This is a genomic window from Streptococcus oralis, from assembly GCF_003942585.1.
In the GTDB taxonomy this organism is placed as follows: domain Bacteria; phylum Bacillota; class Bacilli; order Lactobacillales; family Streptococcaceae; genus Streptococcus; species Streptococcus oralis_BE.
Window position 1 is genome coordinate 1 of sequence record NZ_RJNK01000009.1, and the last position, 16,132, is coordinate 16,132.

Annotated in this window: 11 protein-coding genes; all 11 read right to left on the bottom strand. The window is 40.3% G+C overall.

The genetic code is table 11. From position 1 onward, the window contains the following. A partial coding sequence (locus tag D8862_RS08365; protein ID WP_125449932.1) for an SHIRT domain-containing protein occupies positions 1-3,933 on the bottom strand: 3,933 nt, incomplete at its 3' end. A gap of 204 nt (positions 3,934-4,137) precedes the next feature. Next, positions 4,138-4,953, bottom strand: coding sequence for an endonuclease/exonuclease/phosphatase family protein (locus D8862_RS08370; RefSeq protein ID WP_125449934.1), 816 nt, complete (start codon positions 4,951-4,953; stop codon positions 4,138-4,140). Between the two features lie 51 nt (positions 4,954-5,004). Further along, a complete protein-coding gene (locus tag D8862_RS08375; RefSeq protein WP_125449936.1) occupies positions 5,005-7,191 on the bottom strand; it encodes a PTS transporter subunit IIBC in 2,187 nt (728 codons plus the stop codon). Positions 7,192-7,419: 228 nt separating this feature from the next. Further along, a complete protein-coding gene (gene ftsX, locus D8862_RS08380; protein WP_125449938.1) occupies positions 7,420-8,346 on the bottom strand; it encodes a permease-like cell division protein FtsX in 927 nt (308 codons plus the stop codon). Next, positions 8,339-9,031, bottom strand: a complete 693-nt coding sequence (gene ftsE / locus D8862_RS08385) for a cell division ATP-binding protein FtsE (RefSeq protein ID WP_000022257.1) — start codon at positions 9,029-9,031, stop codon at positions 8,339-8,341. Before ftsE ends, ftsX begins: the two co-directional genes overlap by 8 nt. 18 nt (positions 9,032-9,049) lie before the next feature. Then, a protein-coding gene (gene prfB / locus D8862_RS08390) for a peptide chain release factor 2 (RefSeq protein WP_125449940.1) occupies positions 9,050-10,145 on the bottom strand; the annotation gives its coding sequence in 2 pieces (ribosomal slippage) (positions 9,050-10,072 and positions 10,074-10,145; 1,095 coding nt in all). A gap of 110 nt (positions 10,146-10,255) precedes the next feature. Continuing rightward, the gene (locus D8862_RS08400) at positions 10,256-10,912 is read right to left on the bottom strand and encodes a CBS domain-containing protein (RefSeq protein WP_000268641.1); all 657 of its coding nucleotides are present in this window, start codon (positions 10,910-10,912) and stop codon (positions 10,256-10,258) included. Between the two features lie 132 nt (positions 10,913-11,044). Beyond that, a complete protein-coding gene (locus tag D8862_RS08405; protein WP_125449942.1) occupies positions 11,045-12,472 on the bottom strand; it encodes a cytosine permease in 1,428 nt (475 codons plus the stop codon). Between the two features lie 132 nt (positions 12,473-12,604). Continuing rightward, entirely contained in the window at positions 12,605-14,032 is a 1,428-nt protein-coding gene (locus D8862_RS08410) for a cytosine permease (RefSeq protein WP_061416441.1), read from the bottom strand. 1 nt (position 14,033) lies between these two features. Further along, positions 14,034-14,219 carry a hypothetical protein gene (locus D8862_RS08415; RefSeq protein WP_000805405.1) on the bottom strand — a complete coding sequence of 62 codons (186 nt, stop codon included), beginning with the start codon at positions 14,217-14,219 and terminating at the stop codon, positions 14,034-14,036. A 1-nt stretch (position 14,220) separates the two neighbouring features. Beyond that, entirely contained in the window at positions 14,221-15,999 is a 1,779-nt protein-coding gene (locus tag D8862_RS08420) for a phosphotransferase (RefSeq protein WP_125449944.1), read from the bottom strand. Between the last annotated feature and the right edge of the window lie 133 nt (positions 16,000-16,132).

Here is a 16,132-nt window from a genome sequence, read left to right on the forward strand (position 1 = left end):
CTCGAAGCGATAAGTAGCTTGATACTTGTTGGCTTTAAAGGCCCATTTTCCTACAAACTCTACATTGGACTTGTTGACTACAGCACTAGCTGCATTGTAACCCTTGAAGGTCCAAGTGCCGTCGTTCACACTATCTGTGTATGTGATTTGAGATGGTTGCTTAGCGGAAACAGTATTTCCATTTTCATATGTTGCACTGTCGCTTGGGGTCAAGGCTGCGATGGCTGCTGGAAGAGCTTTATCTGCTGTCTCGCTCTCGAAGCGATAAGTAGCTTGATACTTGTTAGCTACAAATGACCACTTACCTGTGAAGGTCAGATCAGCCTTTCTCACAATCTTACTTTTGGCATCATAACCAACGAAAGTCCAGGTACCATCGTTCATATCATCTTTGTAAGTCGTTTTAGTCAACTCTTCTGGTACAACTTTTTGCATGTTGTAATAGCTTGAGCTATCTTTCGGTGCTTTCTTCTGGATAAATTCAGGCAAATTAACACCAGACGTAGCACTTACAAAAGTATAGCTTACATGATGCGGTCTAGGCGTTACTTCCCAGATACCCGTAAATGTCACGCGCTTGCCATTATAGGTCGCATTCTTCTGATCGTAACCTTTGAAGGTCCAGACATAGTCTTTTTCTTCTTCAGCTACTGATTCTTTAGCAGGTTGTTTGGCTACAATGGTGTCACCAACCTTATAAGAAGCCTTATCATTTGGAAGCATTCCCAAAATACTTTGTGGCAATGGAACACCTGCTTTAGATGATTTGAATACATATTCTGGATTTGGAGTAGGTACCCAGCTTCCAAGGAAAGTCTGTCTGCCTTCTCCTACAACAATTTTTTCTTTATCGTATCCTGCAAATGTCCAAGTCACTTTATTCGCTGTATCAACATAAGTCGTTTCACTTGGTTGTTCAGCCAGAATTTCCTTAGGATATAACTTGTAATCATAAGGATTTTTCGGAGTCAACTTGGTGATATGATCTGGTAGTGCAAAAGCAGGATTGGTTGATTGGAACTGATAATCTATACCATTCGGCGTAAAGCTCCAAGCTCCTGTGATGGTCTTCACTTTCGTACCTGCAATAGCTTTTCCATATTTCGCTGTATCAAAACCATGGAAAGTCCAAGTACCTGTCGGAACAGTTACTGTGGTTGTGTCAAGTTTGCTTGCATCTTTGTAATCATCAGCTCGTGCAACGAAATCAGTGCCAGCTGGAAGCATATCACGAATCTTATTTGGAAGAGGATACGCAGGAGTCGAGTTAGTGAATTTATACTCCACTCTGTAGATCGTATCAGACTGATCAGTAGGAACCAAAATCCATCTTCCTCTGAAGCGAACATCTTCTGTCCCTACTGTTTTCACACGTGAGGAAATAGTCGTGTTATCATCTTCATAGAAGTCATCAAATACCCAAGTCCCTCTGCCATCAGGATCCTCAAATCTTGTTTTAGATGGCATTTTAACGCGAGCTTTTTCACCCTTGACAAATTCTCTTTCATAAGTGATTAGATCATATAAAGTATGTGGTGGGTAGATTAAATTACCAGAAGAATCTTTTGAATCTGTATAGAAGTCATAGTAGACACTATGTTTTGTCGGTTCAAAGACCCAGTGGAGAGTGTAAGTAGAGTTCTCATCATCAGATGGTTTTTCTATCTTCTCAGGAGCAATAAACTTCCAAGTACCATCATTATCTTCATCTGTGTATGTATAGAAACTTTCAATGACATATCTAACATTATCAGAATAATCTTTCGGAGATGTCGTGATAGGAGCTGGAATTTGTGCCTTCAGATCATCTGGAATAGCCTTCCCTGGGGTATCACTGACAAAGTCAAAGGAAACAGTCTTATCTCTGTGTGGTGCGAAAGACCATTTACCTGTAAAGAGAACTTTATCTTGATTAACAACCTTGCTATTAGCGTCATAGCCATCAAATTTCCAAGTACCCTCGTTATCAAAGTCCATGTAGGTCGTCTCACGTGGATATTCCGCAAATACAGTTTCACCATTATCGTAAGTATTTGTATTACTTGGCGTCAAGGCTTTAACTGCAGCTGGTAGAGATCGACTAGGATCTGAGCTAACAAATTCATAGTTTTCTGAGTACTTATCCGCTACAAAAGTCCAAGTACCTGTAAACTTAAGGTTCCATCCTTTATGATCCCACTCACTTACTGGTTTTTTAGTAAAATCGTAGCCTGTAAAGGTCCAGGTACCCTTGTTAACTGCATCATAGTAGGACTCTTGAGTCGGTCTAACAGACTCAACCATCTCACCTTTCGGGTATTGCTTTCTCTTTGCATACTCCCATTCAGGCATATCTACCGGCTTCAGATTATTGATCTCAGCAGGTAGTGCTTTGCCAGCCGTTCCACTGAGAAACTCGTAAGTCGGTTTCCGAGGAACCCCTTTAAATACAAACTCCAATGGTATTGTAACTTTTGGTATTTCCCCATATGTAGCCGCCCGCTCTAGTTCACGACTGAAGGTTAAATCTACTACATCTTCCTCAAAGGTCCAATTTCCTTCATTTTCCGCATCATAGAAGGGTTTGTAGAGATTTTGAGCTTCATCGTAGCGAAGCAAAGCTGCTACCGTATCCAGTATATTTTTAGGTAAATGCTCATCACGTTTATCAAACTGATTAAGAGAAAGCTTGTAATCGTATAGCTTACTTTCTAGATCTTTTATCTCCTTAGGAAGAGGTAATTTATATTCGTCACGTGAGGTCTTAGGACTACTTGGTAAATGATAAAAATTCTCAAAATCGTGCTGGTTCATAGGTTTGTAGGATACAGTGACATCCTCAAAGTATTTCCAAGTTCCTACGAACTCTACATCGCCATTGTTTGCCACTTTACTTGGAGCATCAAAGCCAGTCAAAGCCCAATAGCCTTTTCGGTTAGGAAATTCTTCTGAAGTATAAAAAACATAGTGAAATTCTTGTGCTTTTACTACTTCACCCTCAGCAAATCTTCTTTTATCTTCTGGACTCCAATTTGCAACATAAGATGGCAAAGTTTTTTCAGGTGATCCACTAACCGCTCTATAGGTAGCCTTATATGGTGTCGGCGTAAATTCCCACTTACCTGTGAAGACAACATCATCTTTGTCAATCACCTGACTATCATGGTCATAGCCCTTAAAGGTCCATCTACCACTTCCATCATACTCTACATAAGTTGTTTCAGTTGGCTGGATGGCTTTTACTTTATCGCCCTTTTTGTAGATTGTTGTGTCTTCTGGCTTCAAGTAGTTCAGACCAAATGGAACCGTTTTTCCTGGTGTAGCACTTTCAAACCAATAAAGTGCTGAGCGAGGAGTCTTATCCTTGTCTGGGATGACTTTCGGATTTTTATCACGAAGACCTGAATTGACAAAGGTCACGAGATTGCGATAAACTTTATCAATTTCTTCTTGCTTTGTTGCAGTTTGAAGCACACTATCAGCAGCTGTCATCACGCCATTCAAGATTTCTAGACTATCGTCTGTCTTACTTGAAAAGTCCTTGCTGCGCAACTCTTTGAGGTAGTTCTCCAAAGTGCTCTTGTTTAGACTAGCATTTGCTGGAGTTGCTTGGGCAGTGCCTGTAGCTGGCTGGCTTGTGCCTGTAGCTGGCTGAGCATTTTTAAAAGCAGTCGAATCTGTCGCTTCACTTGTCTCTGCTACCGCAGATTCAGAAGATTTCAAAGCAACTTGGTTTTCTTTCTGGGATTCTGCTTGCTCTGTTGCAGAAGAGCCCACCGAGACCTGATTCTCTGCCTTATTCTCCACTTGTTCAGTAGCCGTAAGCTCATCAGCTTGAGCTACTTGAGCGGCCCCCATGACCGCAGGCGCAAACAAAAATCCAATCGCAAGTGACACAGTAGCAACTGACAATTTGCGGATTGAATATTTTATCTTTCTATCCTGAAAAAACATTCCAGTCCTCCTTTTATTTCATTATTTTCATTCTATCATAAATAGTTAATATTAGCGATTTTTTTTGACCGTAAATTTTTAAAAACTTATTTGTGGATATTTCCTCATAATATACAAATATACAAAAAACTCCTTCTCCAAAATAGTAATTATAGAGATTTTTGTAAAAAAATGAAAGGAATCTCTTCCTTTCATTTTTTGCTTTTATTTCCAATTTAATACCGCATTCAAACCATAGTGATCGCTGACTTGTGGACTATTCTGACCATCAAAAACTACATGCAAGCTTTCTACTTCTAACTCTTTCGTTGTAAAGACATAGTCAATTCGAAGCGGTTCGGTATTGCCTTTCCAACCATCAATTTCTGGTGGAACTGTATAGCTACCGCTTCTCTCTTTAGCGACCTCAAAAGCATCTTGTAACTCTAGAGGACTAGCTAGAATGGCTTGGTAGCCTTCCTGACCAGCTGGGTTATTGAAATCACCAGCTAAAATCAGAGGTTTGTTCAAATCTTTCAGCACAGCCTCAAATCGTGCCCATTCCTCCTGGAAACCTTTATCCCACCAAGAAAGATGGACACTTGCAAGAGCAAGCTCCTTCCCTTCAACTTCTGTTTCTGCCAAGGCGACACGGCGAGTATGGTAGTCAGTTGGATCATCCACATCTGAAACTAAAATCTCACGTGCTTGAATAGGCGTTTTAGATAAGATTGCCACACCTTCATGGTAGCGGTCATAGCCGATATGATTGTAAGCCCAAGTCCAGTAGTAGCTTCTTCCTTTCTCAGACAATTTTTCAACCAAAAGTCTCACATAGTGGTCTTGATGAATGGGTTCTGCCGCTGGTAAAGCTTGATAAAGATGATCAACCTCCACTTCTGGAGAAGTAATTTCTTGATTGATTTCTTGGAAACAAATCAAATCATAGTCTTTTTCAAGAATATCCTGGAGCAAGAGCTGGAATTTTTCCTCTGCTTCCTTCTCCATCCAACTGTGGGTATTGAGTGTTAAAAATTTCATGCTTTTCTCCTAAAATAAGAGGTTGGAAAACAGCTTCCAACCTCAAGTATATTACAATTCTACTTTAGCAACTGCTGTTTTAGCTGCAAGAGAACCAGTTTGTTCTAATTTAACAGATTTGAGAACATCTCCATTTGTGAAGACAACCACTGTTGAAGTTTCACGACCTGCTGCACGGATAGCATCCAAGTCAGCTGTGACAAGAAGATCACCAGCAGCAACCTTTTGTCCTTCAGAAACGTGAACTGTGAATGGTTTTCCTTCAAGGCTTACAGTATCCAAACCAATGTGAACAAGTACTTCAAGACCTGCTTCAGTCACAAGACCAAGAGCATGTTTTGTAGGGAAGATACTTGATACAGTACCTGTAACTGGAGATACGATATTTCCATTTGCTGGTTCTACCGCAAATCCGTCACCCATCATTTTTTGAGCAAAAACTGGGTCTTTCACTTGTTCCAAGGCAATGACTTGACCATCAGCTACTGAGTAAACTTCCTCAGTTACACCCTTGAAATGTACAGTATTTTGTTGAGCTTCCGTCATTTGGCTTGGAAGAGTTTCAGGAATAACCTCACCTGAGTCAAGGATATCTTGGATATCAGATTTCAATACGTCAGCTTTTGGTCCGTAGATAGCTTGGACGCCTTGTCCTTTCATGACAAGACCCATAGCTCCTTCAGCTTTCCATTGTTCCTCAGTACCAACACGATCTGCATCTTTAACAGTTACACGAAGACGGGTCATACATGCATCTACATCTACGATGTTTGCACGTCCACCAAGAAGGTTAATGACGTTTACAGCTTGAGAAGCAGCTGCAACTTTTGTTTCACCTGAAGCAGCTCCTTCTGAAGCTCCTTCAGCAGTTTCATAGTTTCCGTTACGTCCTGGAGTTGCATAGTTGAATTTTTGAATCATGAAGTTTGCGATAAAGTACATGATTACAGCAAAGAGAACAGTTACCCAGATAAAGTTAACGATATCCATACCAATACCAGCATTAATTGCTAGTGGTGTACGAGTCAAGAATTCAATTGAACCGAATGAGTGGACACGAAGGTGAACAATATCTGCCATAGCAAAGGCAGCACCTTGAACTACTGCATAAACAAGGTAAAGCGGTGTTGCGATGAACATGAACATATACTCGATTGGTTCAGTAACCCCTGTCAAGAATGTTGCAAGAGCTGTCGCAATCATCATACCTTTATATTGATGTTTCTTATCAGCATCGACATTACGGTAGATAGCCACGATCACACCCATCAAGATACCGAATGAACCGATCATTTGTCCAACTTTGAAACGAGCTGGGTGAACAGTATCTAACAATTGTTGGTAGTGACTTGCATCTGTACCTTTAAGGTTAACAAGGTCTGTTACCCATGCAAGCCATAGTGGGTCTTGACCAAATACTTGAGTACCTTTAGCTGCACCAGTTAAAATGTCATAAGTACCACCAAGAGCTGTGTAGTTCATTGGGATAGTCAACATATGGTGAAGACCAAATGGCAAGAGCAAACGTTCCAAAGTACCATACAAGAATGGTGCGAGAACTGGCGCAGTTTCTTGTGAGTTGGCAATCCAGATACCAAAGCTATTGATACCTGTTTGAACTACTGGCCAGAAAGCAGCAAGTAGAATTGCAGCGATTGCTGAACGAAGAATAACAACAAACGGTACAAAACGTTTCCCGTTGAAGAATGAAAGTGCGTCTGGAAGTTTACGGTAGTTGTAGTATTTGTTAAAGGCAGTTGCCCCTACAAAACCTGAGATGATCCCTACGAATACACCCATGTTAAGGGCTGGTGCTTCAAGAACACTGATAAAGTAGTCAGCAACTTTGATTGATCCACCAAATAGTGTTGAAACCATGGCGTTAGGATCTTTTAACATATCTCCTGACACACCAAAGATTGTACCAGTGATACGGTTAATCAAGATGAAGGCAAGACCAGCGGCGAAAGCACCACCAGCGCGCTCTTTAGCCCAGCTTCCTCCAATAGCGAGGGCAAACAAAATATGAAGGTTACCGATAACCCCCCAACCAATTTGCTCTAGTACGCCACCAGTAATAACTAGGGGAGCAAGGTTTGGGTCAATCATTGCAAGTGACTTACCGATTGAAATCATCAATCCAGCGGCTGGCATAACCGCGATAACCACCATCAAAGCCTTACCGAATTTCTGCCAAAACTCGAAAGACAAGACATTTTTGAATGTAGTTTTCATCATTCAAATCTCCTTTATTTTATTTAGGCAAACGTTTTACGAAAACGTTTGCACTTGTTTATAATTTAATTATACCACTTTATTTTTTTTTGTAAAGGCTTTTATAAAAAAAATTTCCGTTTTTCTTAAATTTTTATACAAGTGCTAAAAGAAAAAAGAGAAGCTCAAGAAAACTTCTCTTTTAAAATTGTATTATTTCTAATTTGGTCTGTAAGTTGCATTTATATCCAACTAGATCTTCAAGAATCGACGCATAGAAATGCCTGATCCGATTGCCCCAATGAAAATACCAATCACAAACAATAGGACTGTCATCAAAGGGATAAACACATCTGGTGTAATCATTGACAAGTTTTGCCCCACCAAGGATTTATTGACAGATTGATAAACCATATTGTAAACAAAGAATACAAGGACTGAAGGAATCGCTGCACCTAGTAAGCCGATAAAGGCACCTTCTAGCAAGAATGGACCACGAATATAGCCATTTTTAGCTCCTACTAGACGCATGATTTGAATTTCACGGCTCCGAGAAATAATGGTAATACGGATGGTATTGGAAATGAGGAAGACTGCGATAAAAATCAAGAGCCCTGCAATAACCAATCCCCAAACACGGATAAAGGAAGCCAGTTCGAAAAGTCGTTGAGTGTTGGCTCCACCATCTTGAACTTCTGATACTCCCTCAATTTTCTTAGCTTCTTCAGCTACCGTTTTAACATCACTCGGAGTATTGGTATCAACGATATAGGCATCATAGAGTGGATTAGCGTCTCCTTCAAAGACCTTCCAATCGTCTCCCATCGTTTCAGTCAATTTTTGATACTGCTCTTCCTTGCTTGAAAAAGTGACATTCTTAACACCTTGCATGGCTTTTAAGGCATCATAAACCTTGTGATAGTCATTATTGGTAACTGTCTGACCTTCTTTTTCAATCGTTTCACTATTATCCGCCACATCCTTACGAATGTAAACCATGACACGAACGTTGTTTTCAATATCGGTAGCCAGTTTCGCTGTATTAAAAATTACGGATGCAAACAGGGCAACTAGAGTCAAAGTAATCATGACCGAACTCACTGCTGCTACTGTCATCCAGCCATTTCGTTTTAAACTTTTTAATGATTCAAATAAATGGCGAAAAAATCTACTAATCATCGTATCCATATTCTCCTTTAGCTTCGTCACGAACGACACGGCCATTTTCAATGGCAATGACACGGTGGCGCAAGGTATTTACAATCTGGCTATTGTGGGTCGCCATCAAGACAGTCGTACCTTGGAGATTGATGCGTTCCAACAGATTCATAATTTCCCAAGAATTATCTGGGTCCAAGTTTCCTGTCGGCTCATCGGCAATCAAGACCTTAGGATTGTTCACAATCGCACGAGCAATCGCAATCCGTTGCTGCTCTCCACCTGAGAGTTCGTTAGGGAAAGAACGAACCTTGTGTTTCAAACCGACCAAGTCCAAGACTTCCATAACCCGTTTCTTAATATTGCGACGGTTCTCACCGATTACTTCCATTGCGTAAGCAATATTTTCATAAACAGTTTTCTTTGGCAAGAGTTTGTAATCTTGGAAGACTACCCCAACACTGCGACGGAGTAGAGGGATATCTTTCTTCTTGATTTTAACCAAATTAAAGCCTGCAACTGTTAGGCTCCCTTTTTCAATCTTTACTTCTCGATATAAAGCTCGAATAAAGGTTGACTTCCCTGCTCCAGAAGGCCCAACGATATAGGCAAATTCTCCTGGTTCAATACTAAGAGAGACTCCACGAAGAGCAGTCGTTCCGTTATCGTATTTTTTGACAACATCTCGCATTTCAATGATTGACATGTGAGTTCCTTTCTATTCTTAGCTGATTCGCCACTTAAGATAAGCATCGATGAAACCATCAAGATCTCCATCCATGACCTTATCTACCTGAGCGACTTCAAAGCTCGTACGGTGATCTTTTACCATGGTATAAGGTGTGAAGACATAAGAACGAATCTGACTTCCCCAAGTGATTTCTTTTTTCTCACCTTTAAGGGAATCGACTTCTGCAGCTTTCTTTTCTTGCTCCATTTGATAGAGCTTGGCTTGCAACATCTTCATAGCACGATCTCTATTTCCATACTGGGTACGATCGACCGTTGATTGGACGACAGTTCCCGTAGGAATGTGTGTCAAACGCACACCTGTTGAAACTTTATTGACGTTTTGTCCACCAGCACCACCTGAACGGAAGGTGTCCATTTTGATATCATCTTCACGAATCTCCACTTCGATGGTATCATCCAACTCGGGCATGACTTCCACGGAGGTAAATGAAGTATGGCGACGTTTGGCAGAGTCAAATGGCGAAATACGGACTAAACGGTGAACACCCATTTCTGACTTGAGAAGACCGTAGGCATTTGGACCTTCAAAAGACAAGGTCACAGACTTGATGCCCGCTTCATCACCAGCTTGGTAATCCAAGACTTCTACTTTAAAACCTTTGGCATTTCCATAACGAGTATACATACGGAGCAACATATCACCCCAGTCTTGAGCCTCAGTACCACCAGATCCTGGATGAATCTCCAAGATTGCATTATTATGGTCATAAGGTTCTGACAAGAGAAGCGTCATTTCGTAGCTGGTCATCATCTTATCCAGTTCTGTCAACTGTTCAACCAGTTCATCACGTACAGACTCGTCTTCTACTAAAAAGTCCAATAAAATTTCAACTTCATCCTGCAACTCCTCCATCTTGCGGAAGGTGTTGTAGGTATTTTTTAATTCATTTAATTCTTGCGACGTTTTTTGGGCCGCGATATTATCGTTCCAAAAATCAGGTTCCGTCATCTTGTTTTCCAAGATGGCAATCTCTTCCTCTAGTCCTTCGAGGTCAAAGAGACCCCCTGAAAGAAGCTAATTTTTCACGATTTGCGTCAATTTTTTGACGAATTTCTGAAATGTCCATAAATACTCCTTTATTCACATTGTTTCATTATACCACATTCTCTCATTTCTTTCCATATTTTACTTGTTATTTCAAATTGTATACAAAAAAGAGGGCTTTCACCCTCCATTTTATAACTTTTTAGCAGAGGTTCGAGCAATCTCCTCTACTTGGATACCTTGCGCTTCAAATTTCTCCTTCAGGAAGGTTAAATCAATCGTCCCATCAATTTGAACTTCAATCACGACCTTACCATCCTTGCGAGGAATATTGACTGTGTGTGAAATATTCAGATTTTCTTCTACAATCAAGGTCACAATCTTGCCCAAAACCCCGACTTCATTTTCCGTAATAAACCGAACACGAATTCCTTCCTCGCCGTAGCCAGCGATTTCTAGAAAGGCTTGAAAAACATCACGATCTGTAATCACACCATAAACCTGTTGATTGTCCACAACTGGAAGAATACCGATTTTATTTTTCAGCATAAGATAAGTCGCATCCTCTAGACTTGCATAACCTGACACTGTGATAACATCCCGAATCATGACGTCTTTGACTTTGGTCTTATTGAGAAGATAATTCATCTCATAGATAGAGAGGCTGGTTGCTTTAGATGGACTGGCTTCAGCAATAGTTCCTTCTGTTACAAGACCAACCAATTGATCATTTTCGATAACAGGTAAACGGTGCAAACCTTGCTCGCGCATCAAATCTGCTGCATGTGCTACAGTCGTATCTGGACTGATATAAACTACCTTGCGGGTCATAAAATCTTTAACTGCCATGAGACTTCTCCTTCTTTATTGCTACTATAATTATACACTTTCTTACAAAAACTATCAAACGCTTTCATCTCTTTTTCAAGATTTTGTAACATTCAATCACAAAAAAGAGAGAAATAGCCTTCTCTCTTAAACTTAAATCGTAACGGAATCTCTATCCTTAATCATATAGCGTTTTAAAGAAGTTAAGCTAGCTAGCCAGTACAATAGACCACCAAAGATCGCAGTAAAGCCACTACCAGTTGTGAGCAGGAACATAGGACTCTGGATATGCTTTGTTATAGGGTTGTAAACAAATAGTACCGCAACTAACAAGGAAATGATTACACAAGATAATCCCACCAGGTTAAAGCCATTTGTAAACTCATAGGCGTCATGTCCTTCAAGGAAATAGGCTGAATGCAAATCAAGTTTTCGTTTTCTTAAGATAAAGTAGTCTACGACGATCATTCCGATAATGGGGCCTTGAATATAGGCAGCCAGCGAGATGAAGGAACCGAAGTATTCATCCACTCCTCCCCAAATCGTAAGTAGGCTCACATAAACCATCGCAATCCAAACCATTAGTTTATAGCTCACTTTGGGCATCCCGCTTTTTACAATCATACAGTTCACGTACGATCCTGTCCCCTGGGTTCCAATATTAGCAAAAGCTACCAGTAGTAAACTTAAAAGGGCAAAGGCAGGAGTGCTCAACGTTGAAAGCATCGTCGTTGGATCACTTTCATAGACACCTGTTTTGACAAACATGGCTAGAGCCATCACTCCACCTGTCGCAGCAAAGAATGGCGCAACAACCCCGTATGACAAGGCTGTAGCCCAATAGCCACTACGTTCTGATTTTGCCAAACGTGGCAAGACAAAGGCTTGTGTAGACCAAGAAAAGGCTACAGCCACATTTCCTTCCCCTGACATCATAAAACGTTCAATCGGTGTCAAATTTTCTTGGATGGCAGGCTGGACATTCATAATATCAGTTATAGGAACCGCAACAAAACAGATTCCAACAATGATTAGCCCGACCAATAACAAGGCTACCACCAGAAAGCGATTAGTACCTTTAATCACCTCTGGACCTCCAAGAGCAATCAGCGTTCCAAGGAGAACACAGAGGGTGCCTAGAATCGGTGCCCATACTCCCTTGTCTAAACCAAGTCCAAAATTATTTGCCAAATGAATCATGGAGCTGGCAAAAAGATTGGCGGTAACGGCATACCAACCAAAATTTGCCAGACTAATCACGGTTGATAGAATAGCCACCCCTTTTCTACCTAGAACGGCTCTCAACCAAATCCATAAATCAATTCCATATTTAACCGCAAACAAGATTGGGAGACATTCGATAAAAACCCAGATAATGTTGAAACTAAAAATATTAATCAACATTTGATTAAAGGTCAAATATTGAGCCACATAGGCTCCTTGAGTATAACACCAAGTTGCAATGGCAAAACCACTTGTCGATAAGAAGAGATCCCAGAAAGAATACTGACGATCCTTGTTGGTCATAGGAACGATTCCCGTTATCGTCTCCTGTTGAATAAAGTCATTCATCTTGGACATTTTATTGAATATCTCCTGTCATGGCTAAAATAATCAGAGCATGATTGACTAGAATCATGCCAATTACTAATGTAAAATTAACTTTCAAAAAAGAGGAAGCGAATAGATATAGATTAAGGTTTTCATTTATCCTTAAATCGTAACAGAGTCCCGATCCTTGATCATATAGCGTTTTAACGGAGTTAAGCTAGCTAACCAGTACAATAAACCTCCAAAAATCGCAGTAAAGCCACTACCCGTTGTGATTAAAAAGATTGGGCTTTGAATCTGTGCTGTTACAGGGTTATAAACAAATAGTACTGCAACCAACAAGGAGATAAATACGCAAGACAAGCCAACCAAGTTAAATCCTTTGGTAAACTCGTAAGCATCGTGTCCTTCAAGGAAATAAGCTGAACGCAAATCAAGTTTTCGTTTTCTTAAGATAAAGTAGTCAACAACGATCATACCAATAATTGGTCCCTGAATATAAGCGGCTAGTGAGATGAAGGAACCGAAGTACTCTTCTACCCCTCCCCAGATGGTGAGTAGGCTTACATAAATCATAGCAATCCAAACCATTAGTTTATAGCTTACTTTTGGCATCCCGCTTTTGACAATCATACAGTTCACGTACGATCCTGTACCCTGGGTTCCAATATTGGCAAAGGCTACTAGTAGTAGACTTAAAAGAGCAAAGGCTGGGGTGCTTAGAGTTGATAGCATGGTTGTTGGATCACTTTCATAAACACCTGTTTTGACAAACATGGCTAGAGCCATGACTCCACCTGTCGCAACGAAGAATGGAGCGACAACCCCGTATGATAAGGCTGTAGCCCAATAACCACTGCGTTCTGATTTTGCCAAACGCGGTAAAACCAATGCTTGTGTAGACCAAGAGAAGGCAAAAGCAACATTTCCTTCCCCAGAGAGCATGAAGCGTTCCAAGGGCGTCAAATCTCCTTGGGTAGCTGGTTGAATGTTCATAATGTCAGTGATAGGCACAGCTACAAAACAGATTCCAACTATAATCAGACCGACAATCAACAAGGCGATAACCAAGAAGCGATTGGTCCATTTGATCACTTCTGGACCTCCAAGGGCAATCAGCGTTCCAAGGAGAACACAGAGGGTGCCTAGAATCGGTGCCCATACTCCCTTGTCCAAACCAAGACCAAAATTGTTTGCCAAATGGATCATAGAATTGGCAAAAAGATTAGCCGCAACGGCGTACCAGCCAAAGTTAGCCAAGCTAATAATGGTTGATAGCAAGGCCACCCCTTTTTTTCCTAGGACAGCTCTCAACCAAATCCACAAATCAATTCCATATTTAACCGCAAACAGAATTGGGAGACACTCAATAAAGACCCAGATAATGTTAAAGCTAAAAATATTTATTAACATTTGATTAAAGGTCAAATATTGAGCCACATAAGCTCCTTGGGTATAACACCAAGTTGCAATGGCAAAACCACTTGTCGACAGGAAGAGATCCCAGAAAGAATACTGACGATCCTTGTTGGTCATGGGAACAATTCCCGTTATGGTCTCCTGTTGAATAAAGTCATTCATCTTGGACATTTTATTGAATACCTCCTGTCATGGCTAGGATAATCAGAATAAGGTTAATTAGAACTAAGCCAATGACTATAATAAAATCACTTTTTAGAAACGGCTGAGCAAACACATAGTTTGGTGATTCCATTTCTTCTAGCCTTCTTTTCGTTTCATTTGCTACTAATTCTTCAATTTCTGATGTCGGTTTCATCTCAATTCTCCTCTAAGTATAAATCTAATGCAAGTTTTCCATACTGCTTGGTATAACGATACCAGATATAAAGAAATTCACCTACTGGTTTTCCAACGCTTTCTTGGAACAGGGCCCACAAAAACCAATAATACGAAGTCACTGATACATAGGCAAAATAGTGACGTTTGGTTTTCTTGTCTGGAACTTCTTGTAGATAGATTTCAAGTACCTTTTCAGCTTCTTCTACTGTATAATTTGAACACCCGATAAAGGTTCCTAAATCTCCTGCTGGATCTCCCATACCAGAATATTCCCAATCAATCAAGCTCATTTCGCCAGCTTCATTCAACAAGAAATTCGGGCTATAAGAATCTCCGTGGCAGAGAACCTTTTTCGCTTGATCTTCTTGTAAAAGCTTCTCGAGAACTGAGACATTCTTATCCAACTCTTCAAGCCCGTCAAATTCAAAACGATTGCTAGCCTTTAATTTTCGTCTAAAATCATCAATTCCCTCAAATTGATCAAAAGAATGGTCCGTTTTTTCTCCAGATTGGTGCAAGCATCTCAAGAGCTCCATTGCTTTTGCTACATCATCCCAATTATCATAATCTAGTTGCTTGGCATTAGGGATAAATTCTGAAATTTTCCAGCCCTCATCCTTGTTCATGGCGACAAAAGTACGGTCAATCTTTAATTTTGCAGCAATTTCCATGGAAGCCGCTTCACTAGCACGATCGATATAATTCTCCGTTCCTCTACCCGGATGACGGTAAACATATTTCTTCCCTAGGCAGTCAAATGAAAACGAAGTGTTTGTTAAACCGTCTTTTAGGGGTTTGATATTGACAATATCTGAAGCTACACATCCTAATGTCTTACAGATATTATCAATGATTTCCGAATTAGTATTCACCAAATAGTGTTGATCAAACTGACGCAACTCATCTAGTGAATCAAACTCCTTAACAATATCTGCTGAATAATGCCGAGCTTCCAAAGGAAGCTCCTTGACGTGACGACTATAATAATCTTCCCAGAGCTGTTCGCGATATGGTTCATGCTTAAATTCAGTTTCTAAAATATCTACGAACTTTTCACTAAATGCACGATCAAAATAAACGTGCCCCACCATAGCCCAAGTATTCGTCCCACCGATTTGAATATCGATAATCGTGTGATTGGAGTCTTCCTTAGAGCAGTATTCGTCTGTGTCCCCTTCTGCAAATATAGTCGAATAATAACCCCTGTAAATGTATCGTTCAAACGGATTTTCTACAAAATAATTATCCGAAGAGCAAATATAGGTGTTAGAAAGTTGATCTCTGACTAGCATGAGAGAAGAACAGTTGTTGTACTTGTAGTAATCATTATTCACAACGATTTTAACGCCAAATTTTTCTGCTAGATAGAACATTTTTTCCTGCAGATAGCCTACAATAACTGTAATATCCTCTATCCCAGCTTCTTGCAACTGCTTGATTTCTCTCTCAATCAAACGCTCACCTTTAACTTGAAGCAATCCTTTAGGTAGCTCATAAGACAGAGGAGCAAAGCGGCTACTCATACCTGCAGCCATGATAATGGCATTCTTCACCTGATACGGAGCTAAAGCCTCCTCACCTAAGTCAGTTAAATGATTTTCCTCACTGATCCACTTTTCTTCTTTACATTCCTTGAGAAGATTATTTACCGTCCCCAAAGAGATGTCTAACTGTTCAGCCAATTGTCTCTGCGTAAAGTTTTCGTCTTTGTGAGTCAACAAAAAACGTAAAAGTTTAAATTGTTTTTCTGATAGCATATCTTCAGCCTCTTTTGTTCAATATTTTTATTTATTCCATTATATGATGAACACATACTTTTGTCAAGTTAGATTCTATATTAAGAAAACGGGTGCTCAAATCAAGTCCATCAAAATAGGGACCAAACGAAGA

Bases quoted from the DNA above. Each gene is read 5' to 3' on its own strand.
- D8862_RS08405 (WP_125449942.1), bottom strand. From the start codon at position 12,472: ATGTCCAAGATGAATGACTTTATTCAACAGGAGACGATAACGGGAATC.
- D8862_RS08375 (WP_125449936.1), bottom strand. From the start codon at position 7,191: ATGATGAAAACTACATTCAAAAATGTCTTGTCTTTCGAGTTTTGGCAG.
- D8862_RS08420 (WP_125449944.1), bottom strand. From the start codon at position 15,999: ATGCTATCAGAAAAACAATTTAAACTTTTACGTTTTTTGTTGACTCAC.
- ftsX (WP_125449938.1), bottom strand. From the start codon at position 8,346: ATGATTAGTAGATTTTTTCGCCATTTATTTGAATCATTAAAAAGTTTA.
- D8862_RS08415 (WP_000805405.1), bottom strand. From the start codon at position 14,219: ATGAAACCGACATCAGAAATTGAAGAATTAGTAGCAAATGAAACGAAA.
- ftsE (WP_000022257.1), bottom strand. From the start codon at position 9,031: ATGTCAATCATTGAAATGCGAGATGTTGTCAAAAAATACGATAACGGA.
- D8862_RS08370 (WP_125449934.1), bottom strand. From the start codon at position 4,953: ATGAAATTTTTAACACTCAATACCCACAGTTGGATGGAGAAGGAAGCA.
- D8862_RS08400 (WP_000268641.1), bottom strand. From the start codon at position 10,912: ATGGCAGTTAAAGATTTTATGACCCGCAAGGTAGTTTATATCAGTCCA.
- D8862_RS08410 (WP_061416441.1), bottom strand. From the start codon at position 14,032: ATGTCCAAGATGAATGACTTTATTCAACAGGAGACCATAACGGGAATT.